Annotated in this window: 12 protein-coding genes and 1 pseudogene; 7 read left to right on the forward strand and 6 right to left on the reverse strand. The window is 38.9% G+C overall.

Annotated elements, in window-relative coordinates; genetic code table 11:
* Window positions 1-227: 227 nt before the first annotated feature.
* Together EG2_RS00095 and EG2_RS00100 are read right to left on the reverse strand one after the other, a co-directional pair.
* A complete protein-coding gene (locus EG2_RS00095) occupies window positions 228-2,012 on the reverse strand; it encodes a glycoside hydrolase family 13 protein (RefSeq protein ID WP_003128752.1) in 1,785 nt (594 codons plus the stop codon).
* 174 nt (window positions 2,013-2,186) lie between these two features.
* The gene (locus EG2_RS00100; protein WP_003128751.1) at window positions 2,187-2,672 is read right to left on the reverse strand and encodes a MarR family winged helix-turn-helix transcriptional regulator; all 486 of its coding nucleotides are present in this window, start codon (window positions 2,670-2,672) and stop codon (window positions 2,187-2,189) included.
* A 138-nt stretch (window positions 2,673-2,810) separates the two neighbouring features.
* Here EG2_RS00100 and EG2_RS00105 point away from each other — a divergent pair, with 138 nt between their 5' ends.
* The 3 genes from EG2_RS00105 to EG2_RS19935 all read left to right on the forward strand — a co-directional run bounded on the left by EG2_RS00105 (window position 2,811) and on the right by EG2_RS19935 (window position 6,712).
* On the forward strand, window positions 2,811-5,153 hold the full coding sequence (locus EG2_RS00105) for an ABC transporter ATP-binding protein/permease (RefSeq protein WP_060813014.1): 2,343 nt from the start codon (window positions 2,811-2,813) through the stop codon (window positions 5,151-5,153).
* 147 nt (window positions 5,154-5,300) lie between these two features.
* Complete coding sequence (locus EG2_RS19930; protein WP_005473325.1) at window positions 5,301-5,867, forward strand: IS3 family transposase; 567 nt, start codon at window positions 5,301-5,303, stop codon at window positions 5,865-5,867.
* A complete protein-coding gene (locus EG2_RS19935) occupies window positions 5,837-6,712 on the forward strand; it encodes an IS3 family transposase (RefSeq protein WP_409359858.1) in 876 nt (291 codons plus the stop codon). Before EG2_RS19930 ends, EG2_RS19935 begins: the two co-directional genes overlap by 31 nt.
* Before the next feature lie 252 nt (window positions 6,713-6,964).
* On the opposite strand, the gene EG2_RS00120 is transcribed toward EG2_RS19935, so the two are convergent.
* From EG2_RS00120 to EG2_RS00135, 4 genes are read right to left on the reverse strand one after another with little or no spacing between them, the layout of a single operon-like run.
* Window positions 6,965-8,401 carry a glycoside hydrolase family 1 protein gene (locus EG2_RS00120; protein WP_005472648.1) on the reverse strand — a complete coding sequence of 479 codons (1,437 nt, stop codon included), beginning with the start codon at window positions 8,399-8,401 and terminating at the stop codon, window positions 6,965-6,967.
* Complete coding sequence (locus EG2_RS00125) at window positions 8,394-8,756, reverse strand: PTS lactose/cellobiose transporter subunit IIA (protein ID WP_003128748.1); 363 nt, start codon at window positions 8,754-8,756, stop codon at window positions 8,394-8,396. Before EG2_RS00125 ends, EG2_RS00120 begins: the two co-directional genes overlap by 8 nt.
* Window positions 8,757-8,787: 31 nt before the next feature.
* Entirely contained in the window at window positions 8,788-10,020 is a 1,233-nt protein-coding gene (locus EG2_RS00130) for a PTS sugar transporter subunit IIC (protein WP_003128746.1), read from the reverse strand.
* A 22-nt stretch (window positions 10,021-10,042) separates the two neighbouring features.
* Entirely contained in the window at window positions 10,043-10,354 is a 312-nt protein-coding gene (locus tag EG2_RS00135) for a PTS sugar transporter subunit IIB (RefSeq protein WP_034705290.1), read from the reverse strand.
* A 125-nt stretch (window positions 10,355-10,479) separates the two neighbouring features.
* Here EG2_RS00135 and EG2_RS00140 point away from each other — a divergent pair, with 125 nt between their 5' ends.
* The 4 genes and pseudogenes from EG2_RS00140 to EG2_RS19440 form a co-directional block, all read left to right on the forward strand.
* Entirely contained in the window at window positions 10,480-12,408 is a 1,929-nt protein-coding gene (locus EG2_RS00140) for a BglG family transcription antiterminator (RefSeq protein WP_060813016.1), read from the forward strand.
* A 503-nt stretch (window positions 12,409-12,911) separates the two neighbouring features.
* Window positions 12,912-14,264 (forward strand): Nramp family divalent metal transporter, encoded by a 1,353-nt coding sequence (locus tag EG2_RS00145; protein ID WP_060813017.1) that lies wholly within the window; start codon window positions 12,912-12,914, stop codon window positions 14,262-14,264.
* Window positions 14,265-14,352: 88 nt separating this feature from the next.
* On the forward strand, window positions 14,353-14,757 hold the full coding sequence (locus EG2_RS19435) for a transposase (protein ID WP_255210060.1): 405 nt from the start codon (window positions 14,353-14,355) through the stop codon (window positions 14,755-14,757).
* A gap of 96 nt (window positions 14,758-14,853) precedes the next feature.
* Window positions 14,854-15,765: pseudogene (locus EG2_RS19440) on the forward strand (IS3 family transposase); the annotation flags it as partial.
* Between the last annotated feature and the right edge of the window lie 30 nt (window positions 15,766-15,795).

Consider the following 15,795-nt stretch of genomic DNA (forward strand, 5'->3'; position numbering starts at 1 on the left):
TCTCAGAAAGAAAAAGAAAAAATCTGAAAATTCCCTCTTCTTTCGCTTTTTTTCAAAAAAGGGTTATTTTTCGACTGTTATTATTTGTCACATCTACGGGTTATAGGCTATAATATTAGTAGAAAGAATTTTGGGGAAGATTCTTTCCAACGTGCATGGGGAAATAAAACCCAATCAGCCTAAATGAGGCAAGACCTGTTTTAACAGATCTTGCCTCATTTTATTTTTTAATTATTGCTGATTTCATTGTTGATTTTTGCAATGACAAATCCTTTATTATCAATGATCATTGTCTCATCTTCGATCTGCATAAACTGATCTAATAAAATTTCCTCTGGGCAAGACAATGTGAGTTGGTCTTCCCCGGTATTAAAGATTCCAATGATTCGTTGCGCACCTAATTCCCGCTCAAAAATGATCAATCCTTCTTCTTCAGAAATCACGTTCCAATTCAAAGAGCCCTCTGAAAGGATTTTTTGATGACTCTTGCGCAAATGAATCAAATCAGTTGTGAAGCGCAACAAATCGCGGTCTTGTTTTTCTTCTTCCCAAACCATACATTTCCGGCAATCCGGATCCATATCCCCGGTCAAGCCGATTTCATCGCCATAATACAGGCAGGGAACCCCTTGCTGCAAGTAGGTAAAAGCCATCACCTGCCGCATCAGGTCCTTATCGCCTCGTGCCAATGTCAATAGACGCGGCGTATCGTGAGAATCCAAAATATTGAATTGGACTTGATTTGTCTGGTCCCGATAAAGCATCAATTGATTATTTAGTTCCGAGACCATCTTTGTCATTGATATTTCGCCTTTGACGAAGTATTCAATGATTGCATCTGTAAAAGCATAGTTCATGACTGCATGGAATTCGTCCCCTTGGAGCCATCTTTGAGAAGAATGCCATATCTCTCCTAAAATATAAAAATCGTCTTTGGCTTCATCACAGACCTGACGAAATTTCTTCCAGAAATTATGGCTCACCTCATTGGCTACATCCAAGCGCCAAGCATCGATATCAAATTCTTCGATCCAGTAACGAGCAATTTTCAGGAGATAGTCTTGAACATCCGGATTCTCTGTATTCAGCTTCGGCATATGCGGGGTAAATGCAAACACATCATACGTGATATCATAAGCATCTTCAAAATCTTCGCCTTCTTTATAATTGACAGGGAATTCATTGATATGGAACCAATCGGCAAAGGGAGAATCTGCACCATTCTTAATGACATCGAGCCATTGGTGGGAAGTATCTCCTATGTGATTGAAAACTGCGTCAAGCATGACCTTGATTCCTCGTTTATGACATTCCTCCACCAACCGTTTAAAGGTCTCGTTATCCCCAAATGCCGGATCAATCGCTAAATAGTCGATGGTATCGTATTTGTGGTTGGAGTAGGCTTCAAAAATCGGACAGAAATATATCCCATTGATCCCTAGCGAAACGAGATAATCCAGATGGTCGATCACACCTTGTAAATCTCCACCAAAAAAATCTTGCCGATCAGGATTTTTGGACCCCCAGGGCAATGTGCCTTCAGGATCATTCGATGGATCGCCATTGGCAAAGCGCTCCGGAAAAATTTGATACCAGACGGTTTCTTTGACCCATTCCGGCACTTTGAACCGATCCGCTTCTTGAAAGTAAGGCATCCGGAAATAATTGTTGTTCATTTCTAAGTATTGCTCTTCAAAAGGATAGACCCCATGATCCCCATAAAAAACATGGAGACCGTCAAAACTTTCAATTGAGAAGCCGTAAGACAATCGGCGAAATTCTGCACTTACAGTCACTTGCCAATAATCATGCAAGTCCGTAGACAAGATTTTATCCATTTCGATCCTTCGTTGGTACCAAGCTTCTTTGTATAAGGTATACGGATCCCCGCATAATAATTGCACGTGACGCACATCTTGACGAGCTGTGCGCAGCCGAATGTGCATTTTGTCTTTTTCAAATAAATAAGCAAATTCACTTTCTGGACGATGATAAATAGCAGTAGTATTCATAGCAGACTCCTTTAATTATTTGTTGCCTCTATTTTCCCACACACAAGAAGAGAATACAAGCAAAATATGCAATCGATTGCTTTATCCTCTTCTTTTTACAAAAGGGCGAGAAATATAATAGAAACATCAAATAACACAAACGAAGCAATCGTTTGCATTGCTATAAATTGGGGATCATTTACTTGGTTTAGAATTGTTCGAGCAAGCGTGTTCTTTTAAAATGTCATACTTCCGCAACAAACCAATCACTGTAGTCAGCGCCTGATAAAGCTCTGTAAAATCCGAAGGGCGCATTGCCGAAACCTTCTCATTCAAGCGATCCTCAATTTGTTGTTTTTTGCGACTAAACAATTCTCTTCCCGCTTCACACATAAAGACATTGACGCTGCGCCGATTCGTTTCATTGGTTTTGCGAATGACAAACCCAGCTTTTTCCAATCCAGCAATCGAACGACTAATCTGGACCTTCGATGTGCCGATTTGTCTTGCTAATTCCGACATCGTCATCCCTTCATTAGCTGCGATGATAACCAATTCAAGTATTTCCATCTTTGTCAATTTTAAATCTTCAAACCCAACTTCTTCAAACAAAAGGTTTCCCAGTAGTGAGAAAACTTCTGCAAATACTGATATATCAAACTTCTCTATCGCTTTTGTCATTTTCTCCCTCTTTTCTTCTCTATAGTTTAGTATAAGAACTTCTGCAAAACAATAACGATTGTTGATTTTTGTTAACTGTTATGATAGCTTTTAAACAGGATGAAAAAAACATGAAAATGGCAAGAAAAGAGTGACAGCATGCTAGAATTAAAAGATATCAAGAAGTATTATAAAGTAGGATCAAGTACCACCAAAGCATTGGACGGTGTCTCGGTTGCTTTCCGAAAACAAGAGTTTGTAGCCATTTTGGGACCAAGCGGCTCTGGAAAAACCACCATGCTAAATGTGATCGGTGGATTAGACAACTACGACTCTGGAGACATGGTCATTAATGGAAAATCGACCAAATCTTTCAAGGACCGTGATTGGGATGCCTATCGGAACAATTCGATCGGTTTTGTGTTCCAAAGTTACAATTTAATCAGTCATTTGGGGATTATTGATAACGTTGAGCTAGGAATGACACTAAGCGGTGTTTCAAAAGAAGTCAAACGAGCGAAAGCCGAAGATGCGCTGACACGGGTTGGTCTTGCGGACCATATGCACAAAAAGCCAAATCAACTTTCTGGTGGGCAAATGCAGCGGGTAGCGATTGCCCGAGCATTAGCCAACGACCCAGATATTCTGCTTTGTGATGAACCGACGGGTGCGTTGGATTCAGAGACTAGCGTCCAAATCATGAAGCTGATCCAAGAGCTTTCCAATGAAAAGCTCGTAATCATGGTTACCCATAACCCGGAACTAGCGAATCAGTATGCGGATCGAATCATTGAGTTCAAGGATGGTCGAATCTTAAAAGATTCTAACCCGCATATTGAAGAACAAAAGAAAGATCAATTTGAATTAAAGCACACGAAGATGAGTTTCCTCACTGCATTGCGTCTTTCTTTCAATAATATCCGGACAAAAAAAGGCAGAACTTTCTTAACGGCATTTGCTTCAAGCATTGGGATCATCGGCATTGCCATCGTCTTGTCTTTATCGACCGGATTCCAAAAGCAAATCGATAATACACAGTCTGAAACATTGGCCCGTTTCCCGATCACGATCTCTAAAGTAACGACGGAACAAGACCCTTCTGCAATCAGTACTCGTACTAAAGAAGAGAATTTCCCGTCCACTAAAGAAGTGACCGCAAAACTGAGTGACGCTGACCGGGCAACCCATATCAATAATATTGATCAGGACTTTCTTGACTATCTCAATAAAATTGATCCTGAGTTAAGCAACAACATTGGCTACACTCGTTCGACTTCGTTGAACTTACTGCGTAAGGTCGATGATAAAGTAGAACAAGTCAGCTTTTCAAATGCTTCAGCTGATAACGAGCAGACAAATGCCATGATGTCCGCAATGAGTGCTTCGACGGGAATCGGCGTTTCAACCTTCCCAGAACAACTATCTGAGGAAAACGGCAACTTCCTGAAAGACAACTATGATTTGCTGCAGGGAGAATATCCTGCATCAGCAAATGACGTTGTACTGATCGTTGACGAGAACAACGTGACGAACGTCAACGCATTGATCAACTTAGGATTTGATATCAAAGACGGCGATAAAGTGTCTTTCGATGATATCGTAGGAACAACAGTCAAGTTGGCACTTAACGATGCCTTTTATACTGAATTGCCAACTGGGAACTTTATCCCAAATCAAGATTTAACAGCTGTTTATGACAACAGTGCAAATAAAGAATTAAAAATCAGCGGGATTTTACGTATCAAAGAAAAATCTACGATGAATTTGCTTTCTACCGGGATCGCTTATAGCGATGCATTAGCCCAAGAAGTTATCAAAGAAAACAAAAACTCGGCAATCGTCAAAGCCCAAAAAGACAGTGATATCAATGTTATGACCAACGAAAAAATCGATGCTAGCACGCGCGATTCTCTAATCGATTACTTAGGTGGCAGCGACTTGCCAAACAGTATTATGATCTATCCAAATGATTTTAGTTCCAAAGAAAAAATCTTGGACTATCTTGATGCTTACAACAAAGGCAAAGATCGTAAAGATCAAATCGTTTATTCTGATTTAGCTGGAACCATGACGCAATTGACCGGCGGCTTGATGGATGCCATCACTTATGTTCTGATTGCTTTTGCCGCTATCTCATTAGTGACGAGCATGATTATGATCGGTATCATCACCTATACTTCAGTTTTGGAACGTACGAAAGAAATCGGTGTTCTAAAAGCGTTAGGTGCACGTAAAAAAGATATCACTCGTGTCTTCGATGCTGAAACATGTATCCTCGGGATTGCTTCAGGTGCATTAGGTGTCTTGATTGCTTGGTTAGCTACTTTCCCAATCAACGCAGTCTTATACAATATGACCGAGTTGGAAAATGTTGCACAACTGAATCCAGTCCATGGATTGATCTTAATTCTGGTCAGCACGATCCTAACCATGATCGGCGGCCATATCCCAGCACGGATGGCAGCGAAAAAAGATGCTGCGATCGCTTTGCGGGCAGATTAATTCTTTCTAACTAGTCACAGCTAAAGAGAGCATTGCAGCTGTCAGTTAATGGTGCTCTCAATAAAACAAAAAGTACTCGAAAAGTCATTTTGAAGCGACCCCCAAAAGTTAGACCAAAAAATCTAACTTTTGGGGGTCGTTATTTGTATGGCAAAATATCCTTTTGAATTAAAACTAAAAATCGTTAAAGAATATCTTAGTGGCGTGGGCGGATATCGGTATCTTGCCAACAAATACGGTATTTCAAGCAAGTCTCAAGTAAGTAATTGGGTGAATGTCTATCGTGAATACGGAGAGGAAGGTCTATTGAGAAAGCATCAAAATCAGAAATATTCTGTTCAATTTAAGTTAAATGCGCTAGAGTTATATCAAACAAGTGAGATGTCCTATCGAGAAGTTGCTAGCACTTTAGAAATGAACAACCCTGCGCTTATTGCCAATTGGATGCGTAATTTCAGAGAAGCAGGTATTGAGGGGCTCTCAAAAGAGAAAGGGCGACCACTTACTTTGACTAGAAAAAAAGAAAACAAAAAAGAAAATACAACAACTGAAGAACGCGATCGTATCAAGGCATTAGAAAAGCAAGTCCGATCCCTTCAAATTGAGAATGCCTTTTTAAAAGAGTTGAGGAAGCTGCGAAAACAGGAAGCCCAGCAAAGACGCAAGAATCAATCGCACGAATCATCGCCAGCCTCCGAGGATCATTCAAACTAGTTGAGCTTCTTGAAACATTGAAATTTCCTAAAGCAACCTATATGTATTGGCAGAAACGGTTTGGCAGACCAAACCCAGACCAAGAAATTGAAGAAAAAATGCTTGAAATTCGCAAAGATCATAAAGATTACGGCTGTCTGCGACTAAAAAAAGAATTAGAGAATCAAGGGATTCATGTCAATAAAAAGAAGATTCAACGTCTGATAAAAAAACTAGGTATCGAAGTAAAGTCTTACACTCGAAAATCTCGACGGTACAATTCTTATCGTGGGAAGGTTGGCACTGTCGCCAAAAATCGTATTCATCGTCGGTTTTATACAAATATCTGTCACCAAAAAATTACAACTGATACCACAGAGTTTAAGTATTATGAAGTAGACACCACAGGTGTCGTTCGTCAGAAAAAGCTGTATTTAGATCCTTTCATGGATTTCTACAATAGTGAAATTCTATCTTATCGGATTTCTGAAAAACCAAACGCACTAGCCATAATGAAAGGATTAGAAGAAGTAATCCAGATGACAAATGATTGTCCATTTCGTAGAACCTTCCATTCAGATCAAGGATGGGCCTATCAAATGAATGCTCATAAGAATAAATTGAAGCAGCATAAAATCTTCCAGAGTATGTCTCGTAAAGGGAATTGTTTAGATAACTCACCTATGGAAAACTTCTTTGGTTTATTAAAGCAAGAGATTTTTCACGGAGAAGTCTATCGGAGTTTAGATGAATTGAAAACAAAAATTGACCAATATATCTATTATTACAACCATAAACGCATCAAAAAGAAATTAAATTGGCGAAGTCCGGTTCAGTTTCGAGAAGCTGTAAAAACAGCTGTCTAACAGTTAATCTTATCATACAAAAAAGGAGTGGATTTCTCCACTCCATAAAAGTCTAACTTTTTGGGGTCACTACAAAAAGTCATTTTCGAGTACTTTTTGTTTTATGCCTGCGATAAGCTCTTTTGTAACCTGAAAATCCGGGTTATAGAGGACTGCTCCTTTGAGTTTGTGGATGGTCTGCTTCCACTAAAAGAAAGCATTCAGCTAGAGCAGCCAGCACTTATCTTCTATTCTCTTTAACTCTCTTTAATCTTAGTCAATGATTTCTCCATTACTGCGGATAACTCTTTGATACCAAGCAAAGCTATCTTTTTTGATTCTTTCGCCACTGCCTTTTCCATAATCATCACTATCTACATAAATAAATCCATAGCGTTTGCTCATTTCACTAGACGAACAGCTGACTATATCAATGGGTCCCCAAGCATAGTAACCGCGCAGATCCACACCATCTTTGATTGCTTCTTTCATGGCTCGAATATGATCTCGATAATACTCTATACGATAGGAATCATGAATGCTCCCATTTTCCAATTTATCAAAATAGCCAATCCCATTTTCAGTGATATAAATTGGACACTGATAGCGATCATAAAACTCATTTAAAAGAATTCTCAAGCCAATGGGATCAATTGTCCACCCCCAAGGATTTGCTGGTAGTTCCTTATTTCTGTGTGGTCCTAAATCCTTATCGTAAGAGTCTTGATCGCATATTTGTGTATAGTAGTAAGAAAAAGACATAAAGTCTGCCGTATGCTTCAGTGCTTCTTCGTCATCTTCTCCAAAAGTTACATGAATGCCTTTATCATCAAAGTAACGGAAAGCATAACCAGGATAGCGGCCGCGAAGTAAGACGTCTGCAAAGAAATACTCCATTTGATTTAATTTTAATGCAGCTAGAACATCTTCCGCCTTGCTAGATGCCGCATAAGATGGACCGCCACAAAGCATCATGCCGATCTCATTATCTGGATAATGTGCATGCGCATATTTTGTAATCAATGCACTAGCAACCATTTCATTGTGTACTCCTTGATATTTAGCAGAAAGCAAATCCTCTACTGCATCCTCAGGAATTCCAAGATGATTGAACGATTCATGGACAATTAAATTGATTTGATTAACCACTATCCACTTCTTTACTTTGTCATGATAGCGATCTAGCAGAACTTGACCATAACGGACAAAGAAATCAATAACTTCTCTTGAATACCAGCCTTTATACGAAGTTGTCAAATGAAGTGGCATTTCATAGTGAGACATTGTGATCATTGGTTCCATACCATTTTTTATTATTTCATCAAATAAATCGTCATAAAACTGCAAACCCGCTTCATTCGGCTCCAACTCATCTCCGTTTGGAAAAATTCTTGCCCAGTTGATAGAAGTCCGAAATGTTTTTAGCCCTAATTCAGCAAGCAATTTCAAGTCATCTTTATACGTGTGATAGAAATCAATTCCCCACCGTTTTGGAAAAATTCGCTCTGTACTGTTCATTGCTTCTTTGATATAAGCTGTCGTTATTTCCATATTAGATTTCTTTTCTAAGTCAACATCTGGAAGAAACTCATTAATATCTGCCACACACCAGCCTTTTCCGTCTACATCCCACGCACCTTCAGCTTGATTAGCTGCAATAGCACCGCCCCATAAAAAATCTTTTGGAAAACCTTCAGGTATTTTAGTCATTTTCTTCCTCTCTTTCCAGTCTACTCTCCAATTGCTCAATGCGCCGATCATAGGCTTTAAAAATTGCCAGCATGCGTTTAGCAATATTTATCTCACTGTAAATAGTCATCAATGTATCCTGTGCATGTGCGAACAACACAGAATACTCTCCATCTTCACCAGATGTTTCAGCCGTAATTGCATCTGTCTGTATGCGGTGTGCCTGTACAATCTCCTCATTTGCTTGCTTTATTTCCACTTCAGCCAGTGCAAAATCATATGATTCAATCGCTTTCAAGGCATCCATACAATGCTTTCTGGCATCTCCCGCATGTAGAATTATCTGCATGGCATGTTGAACGATTTGTTCTTTCACCATTCTAAGACCTTCTTTCACAATTATCTTTCTATACTCTTTCAGTTGCTTCAGCAGCTTCTCTTTCGCATTCTTGTTTTTCATAGGCTTTAAAAAATGGATACCAAATCGCTGCCGCCACGACAAAAACAATCAGCATTAGCAGAATGCCTGAAATTGTTCCGGTAGTTAGCCAAGTGGCAATCGGAAATGGACAGTACCACATTTGAAACATGACTGTTGGAATAGGTGCAAAAGCAATGACTTTCGTAAATAACCAGACAATTAATGGCAATATCAACCCTTGTAACCACATCGGGACCATCAATAGTGGATTCCAAGCAATACAGCCAAAAACAATCGGTTCATTGATATTAAAAATCGTCGGAGCAACCGAAGCCGTACCCAAGGCTTTTAATTTTTTTGATTTGGAGCGCATCAACATAAAAACAAGAGGCATTGTACAGCCGATACCGCCAATCCATAGATAAGCAGAATAAATAGTTGGATCAGTTACTAAATTCATTGCCTTTCCGTCAATATTTGCTTGAATAGCAGTCAATAAAACTGGATTTAAAACAGGCGTTAATACCCATGTTGAAATTCCCAACGAATAGAGGAAACAAACAATCAACATCATCAATGAAAAGCCCCATGGCGTCTCAATCACACTTTGTAATGGCATAAAGATGGCTAGAACAGCATTGTAGACATCAAAGCCAAGAAGATCAACGAAGATCCATCCGGTAAGGACAACAATACCGATTGGCAGCATAGCATCAAACCAAGAGCGGACAAAATCGGGAATCACCGATTCCTCACTGAAAAAAGAAAACTTTCCAAATAAATTCAACACCATACCAGCGAATAGTCCTGCAACAATTGCAATAAACATTCCCCCTGCACCAAGCGCACTATGACTAAAACCAGGTTCTCCGTCAGCAATGACTTGTGGAGAAATAATAATCAAAAATAAGATGATTCCAGACATTCCAGCATTGATTCTTTGCTTACGCAGTCTTTTTTTCTCCATCAAGTTGAAAGGAATCAGAAAAGATATGACGAGTGAGATCATCCCCATCGTCCATCCGTATGGTGTCCAGAAATTGGGTAAACTTGGAAAATAATCATTTAAAATTGCCAGCATACAAAAGACCGATCCTAAGAAAATTAATGGCAAAGCCTGCATGATTGAGTCTTTAAGAGTCACGATCCAAACGTTATGATTGATTTTATTCATTTTGGGCGTAAAGCTGTTTTCCAGCCAGTTAATTAAGGATTGCATTTTATTCCCTCCATTCTGAAAGCTACTGTACCTCTTCCAACAAGTGATCCAAAGCTTGTTTTCCGTTTAATATGGCATAGTATTCAGGCTTCATCAAAATCACTTTCACTGGTGCATCACCAACAAATTCTTCTACTTCATCCAAAATATACGCTAGATGGGGACCAACCATTAACGCATCAATGTCGTCAATGTAGTTTTCAATCTCACTTTCACCGCGAGCAGTAATTTTTATGTCCAATCCTTTTTCAGCAGCAGCTTTACGAATATTAGCAGCCATAAAACCTGAGCTGGCTCCAGATCCACACACAAGTAAAACATTCAATTTTTTCATGATTTTTCTCCCCCAATTCAATTTTCATTGATAGCGCTATCAATTACAGTTATACTATAGTCAATCTACAGCGGTGAAACAAATATTCTTTTGCACTGCAGTGGTGAAAGAGAGGGTGTCAGCCAATGAAAGCAAAGTATATAAAACTTCTTCACTATCTAAATGAGCAAGACAATTGGGTTTCCTCCACTCAATTAGCGGAAAAATTTGGGTTATCCAAACGGACGATAAAATCGTATATCGCAGATATTCAAGACAATGAATCTGATTTGATCCTTTCTTCAAACAAAGGCTATCGAGTGATAGCAAGTAATCTGGTCACTTTTTTCAATAACACAGAAACAAGTGTCCCTGAAACACCTACTGAACGAACTGCTTATCTCCTTTTGCGACTGATTTCAACCGAGGAAGCTCTATCTGTTTATGATCTAGCAGAAGAACTATTTATCAGCGAGTCCACATTATTGAGTGATGCAAAAAAACTTAAAAAAAAATGTTCTGAACTGGCTATCGAAGTCAGACTAACCAACGATACACTACAGTTGATTGGGACAGAAAAAGCGAAAAGACAATTAATCCATCAGACATTGCTATCCGAATTGGATAATCATTTCGTTGATATGACTAAGCTACAAGAAAGTTTTATAGATTTTGACCTTGATTATATCAAGGAAATTATTGCCGAACTTTTTTCAGACTATGATTTTTTCACGAATGATTATGCGTTAACAAATATAGTTATTCATCTAGCAATTGCCGTAGACCGTATGAAAGGAAATTTTCAGTCTCCTGAAGCAGAAGCTCAAGCGCCTCACTCAATCCATCCGACAGTACTAAAAATTTCCGAAAAAATCGCGGAAAAAGTAGCGGAACGGTACGGTATTCGTTTTCCCAAAGAAGAAATTCGTGATTTAGCTATCCTAATTTCAGCGAATGGAACTAGCGTGAATTTCACTCAAATTTCACCTGATGAGTTAGAGAAGGTCACGGACAAAAACTGCCTTGACTTAGTAAGAAAAATTCTAGCAAAAGTGGATGAATTATACTTTATTGATGGCAATGAACCTGAGTTCTTCATTCGATTTGCCCTCCATATAAAGAATTTACTGTATCGGATCAATAACGGCTACTCTTGTAGAAACCCAATGACAGAAACACTAAAAAAAGAATGTCCGCTCATCTATGATTGTGCCGTCCAGGTTTCTCATGTCATTCAAAAAGAAATCGGTTATACGATTAGTGAAGACGAAATTGCCTACATAGCTTTTCATTTAGGCTATGCGTTAGAAATTCAAAAACAGCGTACGAATAAAATAAACTGCACGATTCTAGTGCCTCATTACTACAACATGAATATTCAGGTGATGGAAAAGCTTCAGAAAAATTTCTCTGATGACCTTGAGATCCAGAATATTCTTACTAGTGAAAAAGAGTTGCAGTATGTAGATACAGAACTGATTGTGTCTGCTGTTAAACTGAAGCAAGTGATCGCTACCCCATACGTGATCATTAATCCTTTTTTTACCCTTGAAGATCGGCAACAAATTACCGCCAAGATCTTTGATATCAAAGAAAAAAAACGAAAAGAACAATTTGTGAAAACCTTTCTATCGCTTGTTGATAAAAAGCGATTCTCATATACAACTGAAAATCAAAACTCCGCAGAATTGCTCAAACAATTATGTGGTCAAATGAAAGAAGAAGGAATCGTGGACGAGACCTTTTATCCACAAGTAATTGAGAGGGAGCAACTTTCTTCTACTGCCTTTGGTTCAGTGGCTATTCCACATTCACTGACAATGAATGCCAATCGTACGGGGGTTGCGATTGCCGTCAATCCAAAGGGGATCCAGTGGGGAAATAATCGTGTCACATTGGTTTTTTTGATTTCCATCAATTACCATAACCGTCATGTGTTTCGGGAAATTTTTGATGATCTGGCCATGATTTGTACAGATGAACAAAACATTCATAAATTAAGTGCCATAACCACCTTCGATGAATTTGTAGACACGCTGACACAGTGTTTTATCAGCAACAACACAAAACAATGATACTTTTTATTATTGATAGCCATACACGTCGCACAATAGTGGGCAGCCTCTTGGCTGTTCTTTGATTAATAAACTTGGTTATTAACATTCTAAAGGCTGCTCTTCTTGTTCTTTTGACATAATAAGAATATAAAAAAGATCCTGATAAAAGTTCATTCATCCTCGACATACAATCCAGCGTCAAGAAGCACTCAAAATCATCAATTTTGAGTGCTTCTTGTTTTTTTATGTTTCTTAAGAAAATTTTCGGTCTTTCTAAACAAGTGGGATCAAATAGATTTCCTTCATTCATCAATTCTATGTAGAGCAACATTCCCTATTTTAGATTAGGATTGATCAATCCAACAATCACCAATCACCTTGGCAAACGAAATCTGTCCTTTTCTAATATCTGTTTTTTTAGTTAATGCAAACTTTCAGAAGTTTTTCTCTTGAAAAATTCATAAACAAGGAATACAATAAGATTGTTTTTAGGTACACCTAAAAAGATAGGATGTGACAGAATGAATGAAGAAAAAAAATTGATCCAGGCAGCAAATGGACCTAGCTTGGAAGAAATAAACAATACCGTAGCTATTCCCAAGGATGGGAATTTTTGGCGTAATCTTTTAGCTTTTTCTGGTCCCGGAGCGTTAGTCGCGGTTGGGTATATGGATCCTGGTAACTGGATCACTTCAATCGGGGGTGGTGCCGAATATGGTTATCTCCTGCTATCCGTCATCTTGATTTCAAGTCTGATTGCGATGTTGCTCCAATACATGGCAGCTAAACTAGGGATTGTCACCCATATGGACCTCGCACAAGCAATCCGTAAACACACCAGTAAAAAGCTGGGCTTTTTCCTTTGGATTATTACCGAGTTGGCGATCATGGCAACAGATATCGCCGAAGTAATCGGTGGAGCAATTGCTTTGAATCTATTATTCGGTCTACCATTAGTTGTAGGGGTCTTTTTGACGATTTTCGATGTCTTTTTACTGCTTTTCTTGATGAAATTAGGCTTTCGAAAAATCGAAGCCATCGTAATGACCTTAATATTGGTGATTCTGCTTGTTTTTGTTTACGAAGTGATTATTGCCCAACCTGATCTTCCGGCACTTGTTCAAGGCTTCATTCCCCAAAAACAAGTATTGAACCCTGGACAGCTGACCATGGCATTAGGGATCGTTGGCGCGACCGTCATGCCCCATAATTTGTATTTGCATTCGTCGATTTCACAATCAAGAAAGATTGATCGGACGAATCCGCAAGAAGTCGCTACAGCTGTTCGCTTTGCCACATGGGATTCAAATATTCAGCTTTCGGCTGCTTTTGTCGTTAATTGTCTGTTGCTGATTTTAGGGAGCGCATTGTTCTTCGGTCACAGCGAAGAAGTCGGTACTTTTTCAGCGCTGTATGATGCCTTACAAAATTCAGCGATCGCGGGAGCGGTGGCTAGTCCAGCCCTTAGTGTTCTTTTTGCCGTAGCATTACTGGCTTCCGGACAAAACTCAACTATCACTGGAACACTGACAGGACAAGTCGTCATGGAAGGCTTCATCCATATGAAGATTCCAACATGGGCAAGACGATTGATCACTCGTGGCCTTTCTGTCGTACCTGTTTTACTATGTACCCTCTACTTTGGCGGTAATGAACAGGCACTAGATAATCTTTTGATCTATTCACAGGTCTTTTTGAGTATTGCATTACCAGTCTCAATGATTCCATTGGTTTACTTTACTAGTTCCAAAAAAATCATGGGCGAAAAGTTCAAGAACCCTCTGTGGGTCACTTCTCTGGGCTGGATTTGCGCCATCGCATTAACAGTCCTCAACATTCGCTTGATCATCGAAACAATGTCTGGTATTTTTTAAAAAAAGAAAAAAGCCGCACGATCGCAGTTTTTGAAGCGACCCCCAAAAGTTAGACCAAAAAATCTAACTTTTGGGGGTCGTTATTTGTATGGCAAAATATCCTTTTGAATTAAAACTAAAAATCGTTAAAGAATATCTTAGTGACGTGGGCGGATATCGGTATCTTGCCAACAAATACGGTATTTCAAGCAAGTCTCAAGTAAGTAATTGGGTGAATGTCTATCGTGAATACGGAGAGGAAGGTCTATTGAGAAAGCATCAAAATCAGAAATATTCTGTTCAATTTAAGTTAAATGCGCTAGAGTTATATCAAACAAGTGAGATGTCCTATCGAGAAGTTGCTAGCACTTTAGAAATGAACAACCCTGCGCTTATTGCCAATTGGATGCGTAATTTCAGAGAAGCAGGTATTGAGGGGCTCTCAAAAGAGAAAGGGCGACCACTTACTTTGACTAGAAAAAAAGAAAACAAAAAAGAAAAATACAACAACTGAAGAACGCGATCGTATCAAGGCATTAGAAAAGCAAGTCCGATCCCTTCAAATTGAGAATGCCTTTTTAAAAGAGTTGAGGAAGCTGCGAAAACAGGAAGCCCAGCAAAGACGCAAGAATCAATCGCACGAATCATCGCCAGCCTCCGAGGATCATTCAAACTAGTTGAGCTTCTTGAAACATTGAAATTTCCTAAAGCAACCTATATGTATTGGCAGAAACGGTTTGACAGACCAAACCCAGACCAAGAAATTGAAGAAAAAATGCTTGAAATTCGCAAAGATCATAAAGATTACGGCTGTCTGCGACTAAAAAAAGAATTAGAGAATCAAGGGATTCATGTCAATAAAAAGAAGATTCAACGTCTGATAAAAAAACTAGGTATCGAAGTAAAGTCTTACACTCGAAAATCTCGACGGTACAATTCTTATCGTGGGAAGGTTGGCACTGTCGCCAAAAATCGTATTCATCGTCGGTTTTATACAAATATCTGTCACCAAAAAATTACAACTGATACCACAGAGTTTAAGTATTATGAAGTAGACACCACAGGTGTCGTTCGTCAGAAAAAGCTGTATTTAGATCCTTTCATGGATTTCTACAATAGTGAAATTCTATCTTATCGGATTTCTGAAAAACCAAACGCACTAGCCATAATGGAAGGATTAGAAGAAGCAATCCAGATGACAAATGATTGTCCATTTCGTAGAACCTTCCATTCAGATCAAGGATGGGCCTATCAAATGAATGCTTATAAGAATAAATTGAAGCAGCATAAAATCTTCCAGAGTATGTCTCGTAAAGGGAATTGTTTAGATAACTCGCCTATGGAAAACTTCTTTGGTTTATTAAAGCAAGAGATTTTTCACGGAGAAGTCTATCGGAGTTTAGATGAATTGAAAACAAAAATTGACCAATATATCTATTATTACAACCATAAACGCATCAAAAAGAAATTAAATTGGCGAAGTCCGGTTCAGTTTCGAGAAGCTGTAAAAACAGCTGTCTAACAGTTAATCTTATCATACAAAAAAGGAGTG

Origin of the sequence: Enterococcus gallinarum NBRC 100675, assembly GCF_001544275.1 — a bacterium.
Lineage (GTDB): Bacteria > Bacillota > Bacilli > Lactobacillales > Enterococcaceae > Enterococcus_D > Enterococcus_D gallinarum.

What these genes read in the sequence shown, in the direction of transcription:
- EG2_RS00095 (WP_003128752.1), bottom strand. Translation starts at nt 2,012, where the DNA reads ATGAATACTACTGCTATTTATCATCGTCCAGAAAGTGAATTTGCTTAT.
- EG2_RS00100 (WP_003128751.1), bottom strand. Translation starts at nt 2,672, where the DNA reads ATGACAAAAGCGATAGAGAAGTTTGATATATCAGTATTTGCAGAAGTT.
- EG2_RS00105 (WP_060813014.1), top strand. Translation starts at nt 2,811, where the DNA reads ATGCTAGAATTAAAAGATATCAAGAAGTATTATAAAGTAGGATCAAGT.
- EG2_RS19930 (WP_005473325.1), top strand. Translation starts at nt 5,301, where the DNA reads ATGGCAAAATATCCTTTTGAATTAAAACTAAAAATCGTTAAAGAATAT.
- EG2_RS00120 (WP_005472648.1), bottom strand. Translation starts at nt 8,401, where the DNA reads ATGACTAAAATACCTGAAGGTTTTCCAAAAGATTTTTTATGGGGCGGT.
- EG2_RS00130 (WP_003128746.1), bottom strand. Translation starts at nt 10,020, where the DNA reads ATGCAATCCTTAATTAACTGGCTGGAAAACAGCTTTACGCCCAAAATG.
- EG2_RS00135 (WP_034705290.1), bottom strand. Translation starts at nt 10,354, where the DNA reads ATGAAAAAATTGAATGTTTTACTTGTGTGTGGATCTGGAGCCAGCTCA.
- EG2_RS00140 (WP_060813016.1), top strand. Translation starts at nt 10,480, where the DNA reads ATGAAAGCAAAGTATATAAAACTTCTTCACTATCTAAATGAGCAAGAC.
- EG2_RS00145 (WP_060813017.1), top strand. Translation starts at nt 12,912, where the DNA reads ATGAATGAAGAAAAAAAATTGATCCAGGCAGCAAATGGACCTAGCTTG.
- EG2_RS19435 (WP_255210060.1), top strand. Translation starts at nt 14,353, where the DNA reads ATGGCAAAATATCCTTTTGAATTAAAACTAAAAATCGTTAAAGAATAT.